This window comes from Longimicrobium sp., from assembly GCF_036399255.1.
Taxonomy (GTDB): Bacteria; Gemmatimonadota; Gemmatimonadetes; order Longimicrobiales; family Longimicrobiaceae; genus Longimicrobium.
In genome coordinates this window covers 29,549-44,589 of record NZ_DASWNM010000022.1, presented here as the reverse complement: position 1 = coordinate 44,589, position 15,041 = coordinate 29,549, and the positions used below count along the sequence as shown (strand labels likewise).

The 15,041-nt window shown below is 69.7% G+C and carries 11 protein-coding genes; 1 reads left to right on the top strand and 10 read right to left on the bottom strand.

Annotated features, from left to right (window positions below; all coding sequences use genetic code 11):
• Positions 1–642: 642 nt before the first annotated feature.
• A complete protein-coding gene (locus tag VGC13_RS03210; RefSeq protein ID WP_331123761.1) occupies positions 643–2,907 on the bottom strand; it encodes a fused MFS/spermidine synthase in 2,265 nt (754 codons plus the stop codon).
• A gap of 348 nt (positions 2,908–3,255) precedes the next feature.
• On the opposite strand from VGC13_RS03210, the gene aceK reads away from it, so the two are divergent.
• A complete protein-coding gene (gene aceK / locus VGC13_RS03205) occupies positions 3,256–5,007 on the top strand; it encodes a bifunctional isocitrate dehydrogenase kinase/phosphatase (protein ID WP_331123760.1) in 1,752 nt (583 codons plus the stop codon).
• A 174-nt stretch (positions 5,008–5,181) separates the two neighbouring features.
• Here aceK and VGC13_RS03200 read toward each other — a convergent pair whose 3' ends face one another.
• The 9 genes from VGC13_RS03200 to VGC13_RS03160 all read right to left on the bottom strand — a co-directional run bounded on the left by VGC13_RS03200 (position 5,182) and on the right by VGC13_RS03160 (position 14,414).
• On the bottom strand, positions 5,182–5,796 hold the full coding sequence (locus tag VGC13_RS03200; protein ID WP_331123759.1) for a L,D-transpeptidase family protein: 615 nt from the start codon (positions 5,794–5,796) through the stop codon (positions 5,182–5,184).
• A gap of 144 nt (positions 5,797–5,940) precedes the next feature.
• The gene (locus tag VGC13_RS03195; protein WP_331123758.1) at positions 5,941–7,203 is read right to left on the bottom strand and encodes a hypothetical protein; all 1,263 of its coding nucleotides are present in this window, start codon (positions 7,201–7,203) and stop codon (positions 5,941–5,943) included.
• A gap of 272 nt (positions 7,204–7,475) precedes the next feature.
• On the bottom strand, positions 7,476–9,146 hold the full coding sequence (gene abc-f, locus VGC13_RS03190; RefSeq protein ID WP_331123757.1) for a ribosomal protection-like ABC-F family protein: 1,671 nt from the start codon (positions 9,144–9,146) through the stop codon (positions 7,476–7,478).
• Between the two features lie 167 nt (positions 9,147–9,313).
• Positions 9,314–11,092 (bottom strand): hypothetical protein, encoded by a 1,779-nt coding sequence (locus VGC13_RS03185; RefSeq protein ID WP_331123756.1) that lies wholly within the window; start codon positions 11,090–11,092, stop codon positions 9,314–9,316.
• Between the two features lie 52 nt (positions 11,093–11,144).
• A complete protein-coding gene (locus VGC13_RS03180; RefSeq protein WP_331123755.1) occupies positions 11,145–11,765 on the bottom strand; it encodes a DUF305 domain-containing protein in 621 nt (206 codons plus the stop codon).
• A 300-nt stretch (positions 11,766–12,065) separates the two neighbouring features.
• Positions 12,066–12,383, bottom strand: coding sequence for a hypothetical protein (locus VGC13_RS03175; RefSeq protein WP_331123754.1), 318 nt, complete (start codon positions 12,381–12,383; stop codon positions 12,066–12,068).
• Positions 12,384–12,391: 8 nt separating this feature from the next.
• Complete coding sequence (locus VGC13_RS03170) at positions 12,392–12,697, bottom strand: hypothetical protein (protein ID WP_331123753.1); 306 nt, start codon at positions 12,695–12,697, stop codon at positions 12,392–12,394.
• 359 nt (positions 12,698–13,056) lie between these two features.
• Positions 13,057–13,593, bottom strand: a complete 537-nt coding sequence (locus tag VGC13_RS03165) for a class I SAM-dependent methyltransferase (protein ID WP_331123752.1) — start codon at positions 13,591–13,593, stop codon at positions 13,057–13,059.
• Positions 13,590–14,414, bottom strand: a complete 825-nt coding sequence (locus VGC13_RS03160) for a hypothetical protein (protein ID WP_331123751.1) — start codon at positions 14,412–14,414, stop codon at positions 13,590–13,592. Before VGC13_RS03160 ends, VGC13_RS03165 begins: the two co-directional genes overlap by 4 nt.
• Positions 14,415–15,041: the final 627 nt, after the last annotated feature.

Below are 15,041 nucleotides of genomic sequence, written 5' to 3'. Positions count from 1 at the left end.
AGGCAGATCTACCAGCGCTGTCATTCCGAGGCCCGGCCACGCCGTAGCCTGCTTTCACACCAGAGGTTGCAGGGCCGAGGAATCCCCTGTCGGTTTGCTGGAGGGCAGACGCGGTAGCCCGTCCTTACCTTGCGGCTACGACACGGGCGGACGGGGCCAGTGCCGGAGCGGTGCGGCGGGGCACCAGCAGCAGACAGTAGATTTCTCAGTTGGCGCGCCGGATTTCGTGCGAGCCGATGGTGCGGTGTGGCGCCTCCTTCGAAATGACATACGGGCGCGAGCGCAGGGATTCTTGAACACCCTCTGAGGGAGGCGCCGCACCGCACCTTCACGTACGATGTGCTCTGGCGCGCGGCCGAAGGATCTCGCCGGCAGAACCGAGGGGCTGGCTCTACGCCTGGGAGCCAGTCCCCCGGAAGCCGGGAGCAGGTCCTTCGGCTGCGCGCAGGTGACGGTGTAGCTTCTGATTACACGTAGTGCGCTCCCTCAGGAAGTCAGACGCCTGTGTGAATGATCAGAGTCTGAGCACCCCGCCAGGAGGAGGGGACACGCTCCAGGCGGCGGATCTGACCAGAAGCCCCACCCGCGCCGCAGCGGATGGGGCTTTCGTGTTCCCGGCACGCGGCGGACGCTCCGCGAAGCCTACCAGTCGAACACGGTCAGCAGGCTGGAGTAGTCGTCGGTCCAGGGCTTTACCTCTTCGCGCGGGCGGGGGCGCCACCAGTAGGCGTCGGCCACCAGCGGCCCCAGGTCCGCCTCGGTGCGGGCGAGGGCGATCCAGGTGCTGGTGCTTTCGTACGTGCGCCGGTCGCGGGGGCCCACGCCGGCGCGCGCCACCAGCCCGCGGTCCCTTGCCAGCGCGGCCACCACCGGCTCCAGGTCCAGGTAGCGGTTGCTCACGTGAAACACGATGAGCCCGCGGGGCGCCAGGCGCGCCAGGTAGGTATCCAGCGCCTCGCGCGTCATCAGGTGCACGGGAATGGCGTCGCTGCTGAACGCGTCCAGCAGGATGATGTCGTACTGGCGGTCGGTCTCGCGCGCCAGCGACAGCCGCGCGTCGCCCAGCACCACCCGCGTGCGCGCCGGCGAGTCGGAGAGAAAGGTGAAGTACGCCGTGTCGCGCGCGATCCGCTCGATCCCCGGGTCGATCTCGTAGAAGGTCCAGTCTTCGCCGCGGCGCGCGTAGGCGGCGGTGGTCCCCGTCCCCAGCCCCACCACGGCCACCCGCCGCCGCCCCGCGCGGTCGATGGTGGCGGCGAACACCTTGCCCAGCGGGCCGTGCATCACGTAGTACGTCAGCGGCTCGCGGCGGCGCCACGGCTCCAGGCTCTGCGCGCCGTGCAGCGTGGATCCGTGCCGCAGCACGTGAAATCCCCCGCTTCCCTCGTGCGCCACCACCTTGTAGCGCCCAAAGAAGGTGCGCTCCGCCAGCAGCACGCCGGGCTCGCGCGCCACCTCGACCGACCGCCACAGCAGCACCGCGCCGATGCACGCCGCCAGCCACAGCGGCGCCCGCCCCATCCCCACGCTCAGCAGGGCCAGCAGCACCGCGGCCAGCCCCAGGAACGCCACGGGCGCCAAGTCCGGAGTATCGGCCAGGTACAGCAGCCCCCAGCCGCACGCCGCCGCCCGCAGCCCAAAGTTCAGGTGCGCCTTCCACCCCTGCCGCTCCTCGGGCCACGGCCGGGCCAGGCAGGCCAGCACCAGCACCAGGGGATACTCCCAGATCTGCGAGAACACCACGGGCGCCACCAGCGCGTTGAACACGCCGCCCAGCACGCCGCCCACGGAGATCCACAGGTAGAACTCCGTCAGGTGCCGCACGTGCGGCCGGCGCCGCGCCAGCTCGCCGTGCGCGGTCATGGCGATCAGGAACAGCGACAGCAGGTGCAGCGGCACGGCCACGGCGGGGTTCTCCACGTACCCCGCCGCCAGCAGCAGCACCGCCACCGCGATGGCGCTGGGGTGCACGGAGACGATCCAGGCGTGGGGGATGGGCGGCCGCCGCGCGAACACCAGCGTAAAGGTCAGCAGGTACAGCGTCAGCGGCAGCACCCACAGCAGCGGCGCAGGACTCAGGTCCGTGGTCAAAAACGTCGTCACCCCCAGCAGCAGGCTGCTGGGGACGAACGCCAGCCCCGTCCACACCAGCCGCTCGCGGAGGGTGATCCGCGTCACCTCGGCGTCTTCCCCCACGCCGTCCGCCGCCTCCGCCCGTGCCGGCGCGGACGCGCCGCGCGTGCGCCACACCAGCGCCGCGCACCCCGCGATCAGCAGGGCCAGCGCGGCGTAGCCGGCGGTCCAGGCGCCGCTCTGGTGGCCCAGGCGCATCCGCGGCTCCATCAGCAGCGGATAGGCGATCAGCGCCAGCGCGCTTCCCAGGTTGCTGGCGGCGTACAGGGGATACGGATCCGCCGCGTGCGCGTGGCCGCTGCGCGAAAACCAGCGCTGCAGGATGGGCCCGGTGCCGCTCAGCACCAGGAAGGGTGCGCCCACCGTCACCGCCATCAGCCCCAGCAGCCAGGGGATGGGCGCCGCGCCCCCCTCCGGCGCCGCGCCGCGCAGCCCCACCGGCAGCGCCAGCGCCGCCAGCGCCAACAGGGCCAGGTGCACCGCCGCCTGCCGCCGCACCGTCAGCCGCGACGAGGTGAGGTGGGCGTACAGGTAGCCGCCCAGCAGCGCCGCCTGGAAAAAAAGCATGCAGGTGTTCCATACCGCCGGCGAGCCGCCCAGCAGCGGCAGCACCATCTTGCCGAACAGCGGCTGTACCAGGAACAGCAGAAACGCGCTCAGGAACACCGCCGCCGTGTACGCGGCCAGCAGCGCCCCGCCGGCACGCGGCGCGGCGGGGGCGGATGCGGCGAGCGGTTCGTGCGGTGCCGGGAGCGGTTCGATGTGCGAGCTCAAGCGCGTCTTTCCGGGTCATGATCGGGATGCGGGCGGTTCGGTTCGCCGCACATTCTAACCTGCCCCTTCCCCGCCCCGCGATGCCCGGATGATGAGAAATCGATGGGTGTTACGAAAGAAGCGCCTCGGGGCCGCAAGGGCGAATGAATTCGCTGCAACAAGCACACGACGTCCGCCTTCGCGGACAGGCGGCCCTGGAGGCAGCTTCGGAATAGGGTGGGCGTGGCGGAACTCCGTCGACTGCCGGTTCGGCCAGCCGCGCCTTCCGTCATTCCCTCATCCGGTATGGCGCCGATCCTGCTTTGGCCCCGGCAGATCATCATCATCCATCCCCATTGCCCGTGCCCGATGCAGACCGCCGCCGCAGAACCGTCCCGTGACGCCGATCCACCGCCGCCCGGCGCCTCCGCCGATCCCGCGCAGGCGATCCTGGACGCGTACGTCGCCTACCTGGACGCCTTCCTGGCGGTGACGCGGCGCGCGGGCGGGCGCTTTCTGCGGCGCGAGTGGGCGGATGGACAGCGCGACGCGGCGGAGCGGCTGACGCTCTACGCCGCGGCGGTGGATCGCGCCGTCGAGGACCTGCGCGGACGGCTGCGGCGGCCGGAAGGGGAGGACGACGCGGAGTTCAAGACGCGCTTTCAGCGGCTGGTGCTGGGGCGCGGGGACGCGGAGGTGGCGGGAACCTTCTTCAACTCCGTCGTGCGGCGGGTGCTGGGGACGCACGGGGTGGACGCGCGCACGGAGTTCACCGCCGAGGCCATCGACCCGCGCCGCGAGGGCCGCGACGGACCGCTGCACCGCGTGATCAGCGCGGAGGGGCTGAACGCCGCGCTCTTCGCATCCCTCTTCCGCGCAACGGGGATGGAGGACGCATTCGCCGAATTGGGGGCGGATGCGGAGCGCTGCGCCGGGGCCGCGCGCGAGCAGCTGGGGGCGGAGGCGGAGGGGGTACGCGCGGCGGAGACCCTGCCCTTCCTGTTCTACCGCAACAAGGCCGCGTACGTCGTGGCGCGGGCGCGGCTTGCGGAAGGCGACGTGCGGCCGCTCGTCGTGCCGCTGATGCATCCGCCGGAGGGGGTGCGGCCGGACGCCGTGCTGACGGACCCGGACGAGGTGCACCGCGTGTTCAGCTTTGCGCGGTCGTACTTTCACGCCGACACGGCCCGTCCGCGCGACACCGTGGCCTTTCTGCGCACGCTGATGCCGGCCAAGCCCGTGCACGAGCTGTACACCGCCATTGGCCACAACCGGCACGGCAAGACCGAGCTGTACCGCGAGCTCACCGGCCTGCTGGCGGCGCCGGACGCGCGCTTCGTGCGGGCGGAGGGGATCCGGGGGCTGGTGATGATCGTCTTCACCCTTCCCGGCTACAACGTGGTCTTCAAGGTGATCCGCGACCGCTTTGGCGCGCCCAAGGACGGCGACCGCGACACGGTGATGGAAAAGTACCGCCTGGTCTTTGCGCGCGACCGCGTGGGGCGGCTGGCGGACGCGCAGGAGTTCGAGCACCTGCGGTTTCCCCGCGACCGCTTCGATCCCGACCTGCTGGACGAGCTGCTGACGCAGGCGCGCTCCAGCGTTGTCGAGGACGGCGACCGCATCGTCATCCGCCACCTGTACACCGAGCGCCGCCTGCGCCCGCTGGACCTGTACCTGCGCGAGGCCCCGGCCGAGGCGGCCGAGGCGGCGGTCATCGAGTACGGCAACTCCATCCGCGACCTGGCCTGCGCCAGCATCTTTCCCGGCGACCTGCTGCTGAAGAACTTCGGCGTGTCGCGCCACGGGCGGGTGATCTTTTACGACTACGACGAGCTGGCGCTGCTGAGCGACGTCCGCTTTCGCGCCCTGCCCAAGGCGCGCAACGACGACGAGGAGATGAGCGCCGAGCCCTTCTTTTCGGTGGATGAAAAGGACGTCTTCCCGGAGCAGTGGCTCCCGTTCCTGGTCCCCGCCGGCCCGCTGCGCGAGGTCTTTCTTCGCGAGCACGGCGACCTGCTGACGGTGGATTTCTGGAGCGGCATCCAGCGCCGCCAGCAGACCGGCGAGATTCCCGACTTCTTTCCCTATCCCCAGAGCCGCCGCCTGCGCCCGGAGTGAGGGAAAAAACCATTGGGTACAGAGAAACAGAGCAGACAGAGAAACACCATCTCCCTCTGTTCCTCGGTTCCTCTGTACCCCAACCTTTTGGGATTCAGTGATTCGGGATGAAAAAAGAGGACGCGGATGATGGCTTCATCCGCGCCCTCTCTCTTTTCCTCCGCGTGAGGCCCGCTACGCCCGGACGCGCACCGTGACCGGCCGCGGAAGGGTGACCTCGCGCGAGGTGGTGGCGTTGGCGAGGGTTTCCTGGTACCACTCGCCGGGACGGTCGGCGCCGCCGTTCATCATCAGGATGCGCGCAAGCTCCACCGCGTCGATGTTGCGCATGCGGATGCACCCGTGCGACCGCGCGTTCCCCAGCGAGCTGGTAAGGCCCGTGCCGTGGATGTAGTAGTCGGGGTCGCGAAAGAACATCTTCACCCGCCCCATGGGGTTCCCCGGGGAGCCCGGCGCCTCGGGCTTCTTGTCGCGCGCCCACGCCGACGGGGGCGGACGCCATCCGGGGTTCCAGATCATCCGCTGAATGCGGAACTGCCCGGACGGCGTTCCGTACGCCTCTTCGCCCACCGACACCATGTACGTCTTGACCACGCGGTCGCCGCTGGTCACGTACAGCCGCCGGTCCGACAGGTCCACGATCAGCGCCATGTTCTCGATGCGCCGCAGCGGCTGCGTGATCGCGGCCTCGATGGACCCCAGGATGAGCCCCGTGTCGCGCGGCGCCGTGTGCCGCGCCGGCTGGGCGTGCAGCGCCCCCGGCGCGGCCGCAAGCAGGACCGCCGCCATCAACCATCTGTTCCGCATCCGCACCTTCTCCCGTGTTGCAACCGATTGCGTTTCCAGCGCTTCCCCGTTAAGGCAGCCAGGATCATGCCAGGGCTTTCCGCGGGGCGCGCCCAGCACCGGATAGACGATCCAGTTGCCTTCGCGTCATCTCAACGGCGCCTTTCCCGGGTGCGGCCCGTACCCCAGAGCCCCCGTCTCCCGGAAGTTTCCGGTGAGGACATGGCGTCGGAACGAGTGCGGACCCTTCCGCGCCCCCACGTCGTACACAAAGCGCTGCATCGGCTTCAGCCGCTTTCCGCTGAACGTCACGGGATGGCTGACGACGTAGATGGAACTCCAGGGACAACAGTGAAAGTAGCCCAGCCGCTGGTTGCCGTCGTAGGCGTACGCGATCTTTCCTCGCTTCATGGCCGACTGGATCTCGGCGTAAAGCGCCAGCGTTTCCTGGGGATCCGGGTCGTCGTCCCACATCTTCCGCAACGCACGCACTGCCTGGGGGTCATTCCGCAGCTGGTCTCGTGCCTCTGGATCGGTAAGGCACCACAGGTCGAACCCCGGCTCCCCGGGCCTGGCGGGCGCGGACGGCGAGCCGGCCTTTGGCGGGCGCGTGGCGGCGGTGGAAGGCCTGGCCTCATCCGGGAGCGGCGCGGGAGGCAGGGATGGCGCCGGGCCGGGCACCAGCGACGGGTCGGAGATCAGCTGCCCCAGCTGGTAGAGGAGCTCGATGGCCTCCCGTATGTACGGCTGCACCCTGGAGTGCACCTCGCGCGAGGACCTGTTGCCGTGCAGGTCCGACGCATACCGCGCCTTGCTCTCCGCCGATGCATGGATCTGGCGAATCTTGTTGAGCTGCGCCTGCCGCGCTGGCTCCGCGGCGGCGTCGGGAAGAAACGCCATGGCGGCGGCGGCGTGGTCTCCCACGGAGTTCATGGCACGCAGAAGCCCGTCCACCAGCGCGGGGGACCAAGGCTCCAGGGTGCTGGTCTTCCACCCCGGCAGGCTGGCCGGCACCTGTACGTCCAGCCGGAAGTCGGGGTTGGCGTGCGCCTGCCGGGCGCGGGTAAGCCACTCTTCCACCTGCGAGTAGAAGGCGAGCACCTGCTGGGCGGTGAGCGACGGAACGAACCCCACCGTGGCCGGGCTGGCCTTGTAGTCGGCGTCGATGATCTCGTTGCCCAGCGTCTGCAGCACGAAGGCGTTCCATGCGCACAGGAACTCCGCGCGGACGGCCGGCGGCACCGTCCACGGGTTCAGCCCTTCGGTGGCGCACTCCAGCCGCCGCGCCTCGGCCGCGTCCATCACCTCGTACACGGGCAGGCTGGCCCGCCGGTACGCCTCCAGCAGCGTCGCGGGCACCTCCTCCTGCAGCCAGGCAAACATCCGCCCGAACGGCGTCTTCGTCGCCATCATTCCCAGGGGTTCATTGTCCGTTCGGATTCTGCCCGCCCCGCCCCGCCCGGCGCAAGAGCACGGCGACAGGAATGGGCCCTTTCATTCGATCCCCAGACGGTCCCACAAACCCAGCGGAGCCGAAGGAGCCCGAACTCCGTTAACTCCGTTGACTCCGTGTGAGGCCCATGTTTTCATCCGCCAGAACGCGGCAAAGAAAACGCGGAAGCGCGGAGAAAGTTTCTCTCCGCGCCTCCGTTTTCGATGAGGCGTGCTTCCAGCGGATGCCGCTATCCCACCAGCTCTTTCTTGCGGAGCTTCTTGTCTTCGCGCTTGGCCTTGAGGACCACGGTGTCGGCGTCGAGGTGGTCGTCGCCGCAGGCGTGCACGTACTCCTCGTAGCTGCCAAGGAAGTCGCGGATGCCGGCGGGGCTGATCTCCACGATGCGCGTGGCCAGCTGCCCCACGAACCAGCGGTCGTGCGACACCAGGATCAGCGTGCCGTCGTAGTTCTGCAGCCCGGCCACCAGCGCCTCGATGCTCTCCAGGTCCAGGTGGTTGGTGGGCTCGTCGAGCACCAGCACGTTGGGCTGCTCCAGCGCCAGCCGGCTGAACACCAGCCGCGCCGCCTCGCCGCCGGACAGGGCGGATAGGCGCTTTTCGCCGTCGCTGCCGGAGAACAGCATCATCCCCAGGTGCCCGCGCACGAAGCCGCGGTTGGCGCCGGGGCAAAAGTCCCACAGCCACTGCTCGGCCGTGCGGTCGTTGCCGTCCAGCTGCTCGTGGTGGTCCTGCGCAAAGTAGCCGGGCTTGGCCTCGTATCCCCACTCCACCCCGCCCTGGTCGGCCGGCAGGTCGCCCACCAGGATCTTGAGCAGCGTGCTCTTGCCGATGCCGTTGGGCCCCATGATGACCAGGCGGTCCCCGCGGTTCACCTGCAGGGTCACCCCGGGAAGCACCTCCTTGTCGCCGAACGCCTTGCGGACGCCGGAGACCTTGAGCACCTCCTTACCGCTGGGGCGCTTCTGGGCAAACTTGAACTTGGGGTAGCGGCGCGAGCTGCCGGGAAGCTCTTCCATCTCTTCCACCTTGCGCTCGATCATCTTGACCTTGCTCTGCGCCTGCCGGGCCTTGCTCGCCTTGGCCTTGAACTTGTCGACGAACTTCTGGTGGTGCGCGATCTCCTTCTGCCGCCCCTCGATCTCCTTTTCCTTGCGCTCGCGGTTCTCCACCTTCTGCTCGAGGAAGTCGGTGTAGTTGCCGTAGTACAGCGTCACCGTCTGGTAGTCCACGTCCAGGATGCCCGTGGAGATGTTGTCCAGGAAGCGGTGGTCGTGCGAGACGACGGCGACCGGGCCCGCGAAGTCCTGCAAAAACTTCTCGAGCCAGCGGATGGAAAGGATGTCCAGGTGGTTCGTCGGCTCGTCCAGCAGCAGCACGTCGGGCGCGCCGGCCAGCACCTGCGCGAGAAGGACGCGCAGCTTGAAGCCGCCGGAGAGCGTCGACAGCGGCTGCCGGTGCACCTCGGCCGGAAGGCCCAGCCCCTCCAGGATGGTGGCGGCGCGGGCCTCGGCGGTGTAGCCGTCCAGCCGCTGCACCGTTTCTTCGAGCACGTTGAAGCGGTCGGCGTCGAAGTGCTCGTGGGCGCGGGCCAGCAGCGCCTCCTTGGCCACCATGGCGTCCCACAGCTCGCCGTGGCCCATCAGCGCCACCTGCAGCACCTCCTGCTCCTCGTACAGGAACTGGTCCTGGCGCAGCACCCCCAGCCGTAACGACTTGGGGATGGAGACGACGCCCTTCGAGGGCTCGGTGTCGCCGCTGAGGATGTTGAGCAGGGTGGTCTTGCCGGACCCGTTGGCGCCCACGATGCCGTAGCGCTCGCCCGGGTTCAGCTGGAAGGCGGCATCCGCGAACAGCACGCGGTCGCCGAACTCTTTCGAAAGGTTGGATACGGAGATCATCCCGTAAGATAATGCAAATCGCCCGATTTCGCTGCCCCCGCCCCAAAAAAGATCGGCTCACTCAGAGGAGACAGAGGCCACAGAGGAAATCCGGTCCTCTGTGGCCTCTGCGGCCTCTGGGTGAGCCAATCCCCTTCAGTGGCTCTCCGTGCGAGCCCCGGGAAGGGTCAGCGGGCGAGATCCCGGAGCACGCCGGCCAGCGCGCGGACCCTGGCCCCGTCGCGCGCGCCCGCCGCCTCGCCGTCCAGCTGCGTGGCGAGGCGGGTGAGGGCGGCACGGCGGGCGGCGCCGCGCATGCGCTCGGCCGCCTCGATGTCGCGCTGCAGGCGCACGGTGCGCGTGCCGGGCAGCCCGCCGCCGCGGGCCAGCTGGTCCGCGTACGCCTTGGCCACCGAGAAGTGCGCCGGCCACACGATGCGCTGCTGGTTCTGCGGGTTCAGCTCGCGCACGCGCACCAGGTTGGCCGCGTCGATCTCGTTCTGCGACAGGTGCTCGCTGGGCAGCAGGCGGAACACGTCGAGCCCGCGGCCGATCTCGGTGCCGTAGATGCGGCCGTTGTACCAGTACGACGACCAGAAGCCGCCCAGGATCGACTCCGTGGCGCTGTACGGGCCGCGGTCGAAGAAGGCGATCTCCACCGGGTTGGCGGGGTCGGTAAAGTCGAACACCGAGATGCCGCCCTGGTACCACGACTGCACCATGATGTCGCGCCCGGGCACCGGCACCAGCGTGCCGTTGTGCGCCACGCAGTTCTCCTGCGCCGTCTGCGCCGCCGGCATCTTGAAGTAGCCCGCGTGCCGCAGCTCGTGCCCGCTCAGGGTAAAGATGGCGTCCGCGCCCCAGGTGGGGCGGTCGGTCGCGCGGCAGCGGGGGGCGCTGCCGCCGCCCCACTCGTCGGTGAACAGCACCTTGCTGCCGTCGTTGTTGAATGTGGCCGAGTGCCAGTAGGCGAAGTTGGGGTCCATGACCTCGTCCACGCGCACCGGGTTGGCCGGGTTGCGGATGTCGAGCAGGATCCCGTTCCCCGCGCACGCCCCCGCCGCCAGGCCGATGGCGGGGTAGGCGGTGATGTCGTGGCACTGGTTGGTCTGCGCCGTCTGCTGCGCGTCCGCGGTCTGCCGGCCGCCCTGGTTGAGGCCGTTGATGGCGCCCGTCTGCGCGTTGGCGAAGATGCGCGGCGTGTTCACGATCCGCGCGTCCTGCGGCCGGGCCAGCGGCACCTCGATGACCTCGATGCGGAAGTACGAGGTGTTGGGGTCCTCGGTGGAGTTGCGCGCCGAGCACCCGGACAGCTCCGCCGCGGGGCGCACGCCGCTGGTGCCCTGCACGTACACGTACACCTTGCCGGCGTCGCGCGCGTCGGGGACCAGCGTGTGGGTGTGGCTGCCGCGGCAGGTCTGCACCGCCGCCACCTGCCGGGGGCGGTTCACGTTGCTGATGTCGAAGATGCGCACGCCGCGAAAGCGGTCCGAGCTCACCGTGTCGCGCACGCCCTGCGTGCCGCAGTCGGTGCGGCCGCGGGTTTCTTCCACCGACATGAACAGCAGGTTGCCGTGCACCGACACGTCGCCCTGGCCGCCGGGGCACACCAGCGAGCTGGTAAGGCGCGGGCGGGCCGGGTTGCTGATGTCCCACACCTGGAACCCGTTGTAGCTCCCCACGAACAGGCGGCTGCCGCTGAACGCCATGTCGGTGTTGGCGAAGTCGAAGTCGCCCTGCTCCGCCGGGTTGAAGAAGCCCTCCGGCCGGTCGGTGTGCGACACCAGCTCCATCCCCCGCACCGCCACGCCCGCGTCGGACCACCCCGCCCGCAGCCCGATGCGCGGGTCGCGGGCGTCCTGCGCGCCCGCCGGCGCCGCCGCGGCCAGCAGCGCCGCGCCAAGGATCACGCCCCGCCCCGCCGTCCATCGGTCACGCGGCCGTCCAGCCCTCGTTTCCGTATTCATCCTGTTTTCCGCTGAATGTGATCCTGCCCGCGCTTCCATTGGCGAAAGCGCGTTACTGAGACGCGGGCCCGGAAAGGGATCCCGCGAGCATCCTGCGCATGCGTTCGATCTCCATCCGCTGGTCGGCGTCCACCTCCGACGCGATCTGGTAGACCGACGACGCCTGTCCCGCGCCCTGCGTTCCGAACAGCTCCGCCACCATCACCAGCGCGCCCTCGTGGTGGCGAATCATCAGCTCCAGGAACAGCCGGTCGAACTCCGCGCCCGCCAGCGACGCCAGCCGCGCCATCTCCTCCGGCGTGGCCATCCCCGGCATCCCCGCGTGCCCCGCGCCGGCCGAATCGGCCGCGGCGGGGGCGTGGTGGCCGTGGTGCGCGTCGTGGCCGCCCAGCGCCACCGTGTCGGCACCGCGGGCGCGCAGCCAGCGGCGCATCAGGGCGATCTCGTCCTGCTGCGAGACGTTGATGCGCTCGGCCATCAGCCGCACGCCCTCGCTGCTGGCGCGGTCGGGCACCAGGGCCGTCATCTCCAGCGCCTGCGCGTGGTGGACGATCATCCCCTGCATGAACCGGGCGTCGGCGTCCGTGTGCTGCTGCGCGCCCGCCGCCGCGGGTGCCGAGGCCAGCAGAACGGCGAGCATCCGCGCGGCCTTCTTCCATCCTGACATCGTCATATCCTGCTTTCCCGGGTGGTCCGGGCGCATGCTACCCCCGCCGCGGCGCCGTTGTTCGCCAAGCGCCACACGATGCGTCCGCCATAACTCGTTCGCAAGAAGCATTTTCCGCCAGATACGCACTTTGGCCGTTCTGGTTTTACGGATGCGCAGGGCGACGCACGGAGGGATGAGAGGCAGGGGCGCTGAGGAAGGCGACGAGCGACGAGGAAAACCGGGGGCGGGCAACCGTGCTCCGCCAGGGGAGGCCGGCGTCGGACGCCGCTCCCGGAAGGGTGAATCCACGGTGTTCCAATCGGGTCAGGTATATCGCTGCGCCAGCAGCAGTGCCCAGGCAAGAATGGTGATACCGACCAGAATCCACGTGGCCGGGAACGCGTCCCGGCGCCAGCCGGTGCAGGCGGCGACCGCCACGAAGCCCCATGCGGCCGCTCGCAGCCCCACGTTCACGACGTCCATCAGCGGCGACGGCGAGCCTGTCGTTCCGTTCAGGACCAGCCAGAACAGCGCCCTGCCGGCGTCCGCGATCCCGACGACGGCGCACAATCCGCCGACGATGAGAAGTACGCGGTACGCGGCGCCGAAGCGGGTGGGCGGGATGGCATTGCCGCGGGTCATCGCGCTTCTCACGGCGTCGGGGCGGCCGCGGCGGCTCCGCAGGCAAGCCCAGCTCCGATCAGAGTCAGGATGCTCACGCCCGTCGCCTCCTCCACTGCGCCGACCGCATCGTCCCGTCGCTCCGTGGCAATCTCGACGCGCAGCTCCAGGAGTGCAACCGCATCGGGATTGATCCAGTAGCCGCTCCGCCGCAGCTGGAGGGTTGCATTCAGTGCGCGCCTGGCAGGGACGAGTGCCTGGTGGGCGTCGTACCACGCCACGAACTTGTCGCCGACGACCTCTACGGAGAACGTTCCTCCGACAATCCCCAGCACACACGCAGCCCACAGAAAGGGCCCCGCGTCGAAAGGCGTCGCGGCGGGTGGGGCAATGGTTCCAGTGCCCGCACCGCCCCCGCCGCCCTCCCCACTTCCCGTTCCGCCACCACCGCCGGGAGGACATCCCATCACCCCGGCCTGCTCCGGATCGTATACCGGAGATGCCGACATCGCGCACCCTCCCCCGGTGGCACGAGGGACCTGGCAGAATGTAACTGCGCAAAGAGAGCGACACCATCCCAGGTGTTTTCTGCGCCAAAACCGATCGGCAATCTTTCAAGGACCCACGACGCTCGACGTACTACTCGGTCACGGCTGGAAACGCTCCGTGGCGGCTCGGCGCCGATGTGGGCGGGCTACGGTGCGCGGGTGGCGACGGCGGCGTAGATCTGGCCGCCGTAGCGGGAGGGGCGCGCGGCGGCCACGTGGGGCGTGTCCAGGCCGGCGGACGCGGCAAGGTCGCGGAAGCGCGCGGCGGAGACGGGATACGGCGTCCACGGGCCGGGGCGTCGCCCCTCGTACTCCATCAGCACGAACCGGCCGCCGGGGCGCAGCAGCGAGACGATGCGCGGCAGCACGGACTCCGCATCCGCGACGAAATGCAGCACGTTGGCCATCACGATCCCGTCCAGCGGCGGCAAGGCGAGCGGACCGGTCACGTCTGCGCGGAGGATGTCAATGTGCGGCCCCGCGGCGAGCGACGCGGCCCACGCGCGGACGGCGGCGAGCGCGCGATCGTCCTCATCCACCGCGAAGACGTGGCCGGCGGGGCCCACCAGCGTGGCCAACGCGCGGGTAAAGACGCCGCTCCCCGCCCCCAGGTCCGCCCACACCTCGGCGTCCGCCACGGGGACGGCCGCACGCAGCAGGTCCAGCGCGTCGCGGTCGGTCACGCGGGCGGGCCGGCGATGGCGGCCAGGTAGCGCGAGGCGGAACGCGCCACGGCGGCCTTTGCATCCTCCTCCACGTGCAGGTCCCACCAGGCGCCGTAGACGCGGTCGTACGCCAACGGCTCCACGGCGGCGACGATGCGCGTGACGGACGCGGCGTCCAGCGGAACCAGGTTGGGATAGCTGCGCATGAAGCTCACGTATCGCCGGTCCGGGACCACCTGGATGATGTCGCCCGTGAGCAGCGCGCCGTGCCCGTCCGCGCCCGCCGGCCAGTGGAGCACCGTGCCGCCCGCGAAGTGCCCGCCGCAGCGCACCAGCGCAAGCCCATCGATCCCCACGTCGTCCAGCCCCCGCGTCTCGCCGCTCCAGAACCGGATGGACGGGTCCGGGCGCATCACCCACTCCCGATCCGCCTCGTGCAGCAGCACGGGGCAGCCGAATTCGTGCGCCCACTCCACCATGGTGGTGTAGTAGTGGGGGTGCGAGATGGCGATGGCGCGCAGGCCGCCCAGCGCGCGCACCACGTCCGCGGTGCCGTCGTCCAGCAGGGCGATGCAGTCCCACAGCACGTTGCCCCCGGGGGTGCGCACCAGCAGCGCCCGCTGGCCGATGGCGAAGCGCGGCTCCGTGCCAATTCCGTACAGGTGCGGCTCGATGCGCTGGACGACGTTGCGGTGCGTGCGCCGCATGGCCTGCAGCGTGGTCCAGCGCTGCGCCCCCGGCACGTACTGCCGCTCGTCCTCGCAGATGGGGCACGCGGCCGGCGGATCGTCGGAGGCGGAGAACTGCGTGCCGCAGGTGACGCAGATGGAGTGGTTCACGGCAGTCGAGCGGGAGAGGGTTCGTCGGAGGATTGTGGAAAGCCGGGATTGTGCTCGTTGCGATTCCGATCCCGGCAACGTGCCGTCCGCTGGAGCGAATGAATTCGCCGCGGGAAAATCGCAAAGTCCGCCTTCGCGGACTCGGCGGCCCGGCTGCATGCGGCGCCCCAAGCACCTGCGCGTCCGCAACCCGGCGATCACCGAATCAGATCCGCAGCGGGCATAATCCCGAGAGGATATTGCCAGCCGCTGAACGTCACGCAAGAGCGCCTGCCCCCCCAACCACCGATAGTCACACGAGAGCCTGACTTCCTGAGAGGGTTGCTGCCCCCCCCAAACTCACAAGGAAACGATGACTTCCTGAGAGGGTGTTGCCAAACCTTCAAGCTCGCAACAAGCTCGCAACGAAGCGGTGACTTCCTGAGGGAGCGCACCACGCGTAACCCGATTCCACACAACCGCCTGCGCGCGACCGAAGGACCTGCTCTCCGGCGAGGCGGGGCCGGCTCCATGCCGCGGAACCAGCCCCGTCGTTCTGCCGGCGAGGTCCTTCGGCCGCCGCCGTGGCGTTTTCGTACCTGCAGATCGATGAACGGCGCCTCCCTCAGAGGCTGTTGCTAAACCTCA

What these genes read in the sequence shown, in the direction of transcription:
- aceK (WP_331123760.1), top strand. Translation starts at nt 3,256, where the DNA reads ATGCAGACCGCCGCCGCAGAACCGTCCCGTGACGCCGATCCACCGCCG.
- VGC13_RS03200 (WP_331123759.1), bottom strand. Translation starts at nt 5,796, where the DNA reads ATGGCGGCGGTCCTGCTTGCGGCCGCGCCGGGGGCGCTGCACGCCCAG.
- VGC13_RS03195 (WP_331123758.1), bottom strand. Translation starts at nt 7,203, where the DNA reads ATGGCGACGAAGACGCCGTTCGGGCGGATGTTTGCCTGGCTGCAGGAG.
- abc-f (WP_331123757.1), bottom strand. Translation starts at nt 9,146, where the DNA reads ATGATCTCCGTATCCAACCTTTCGAAAGAGTTCGGCGACCGCGTGCTG.
- VGC13_RS03185 (WP_331123756.1), bottom strand. Translation starts at nt 11,092, where the DNA reads ATGAATACGGAAACGAGGGCTGGACGGCCGCGTGACCGATGGACGGCG.
- VGC13_RS03180 (WP_331123755.1), bottom strand. Translation starts at nt 11,765, where the DNA reads ATGACGATGTCAGGATGGAAGAAGGCCGCGCGGATGCTCGCCGTTCTG.
- VGC13_RS03175 (WP_331123754.1), bottom strand. Translation starts at nt 12,383, where the DNA reads ATGACCCGCGGCAATGCCATCCCGCCCACCCGCTTCGGCGCCGCGTAC.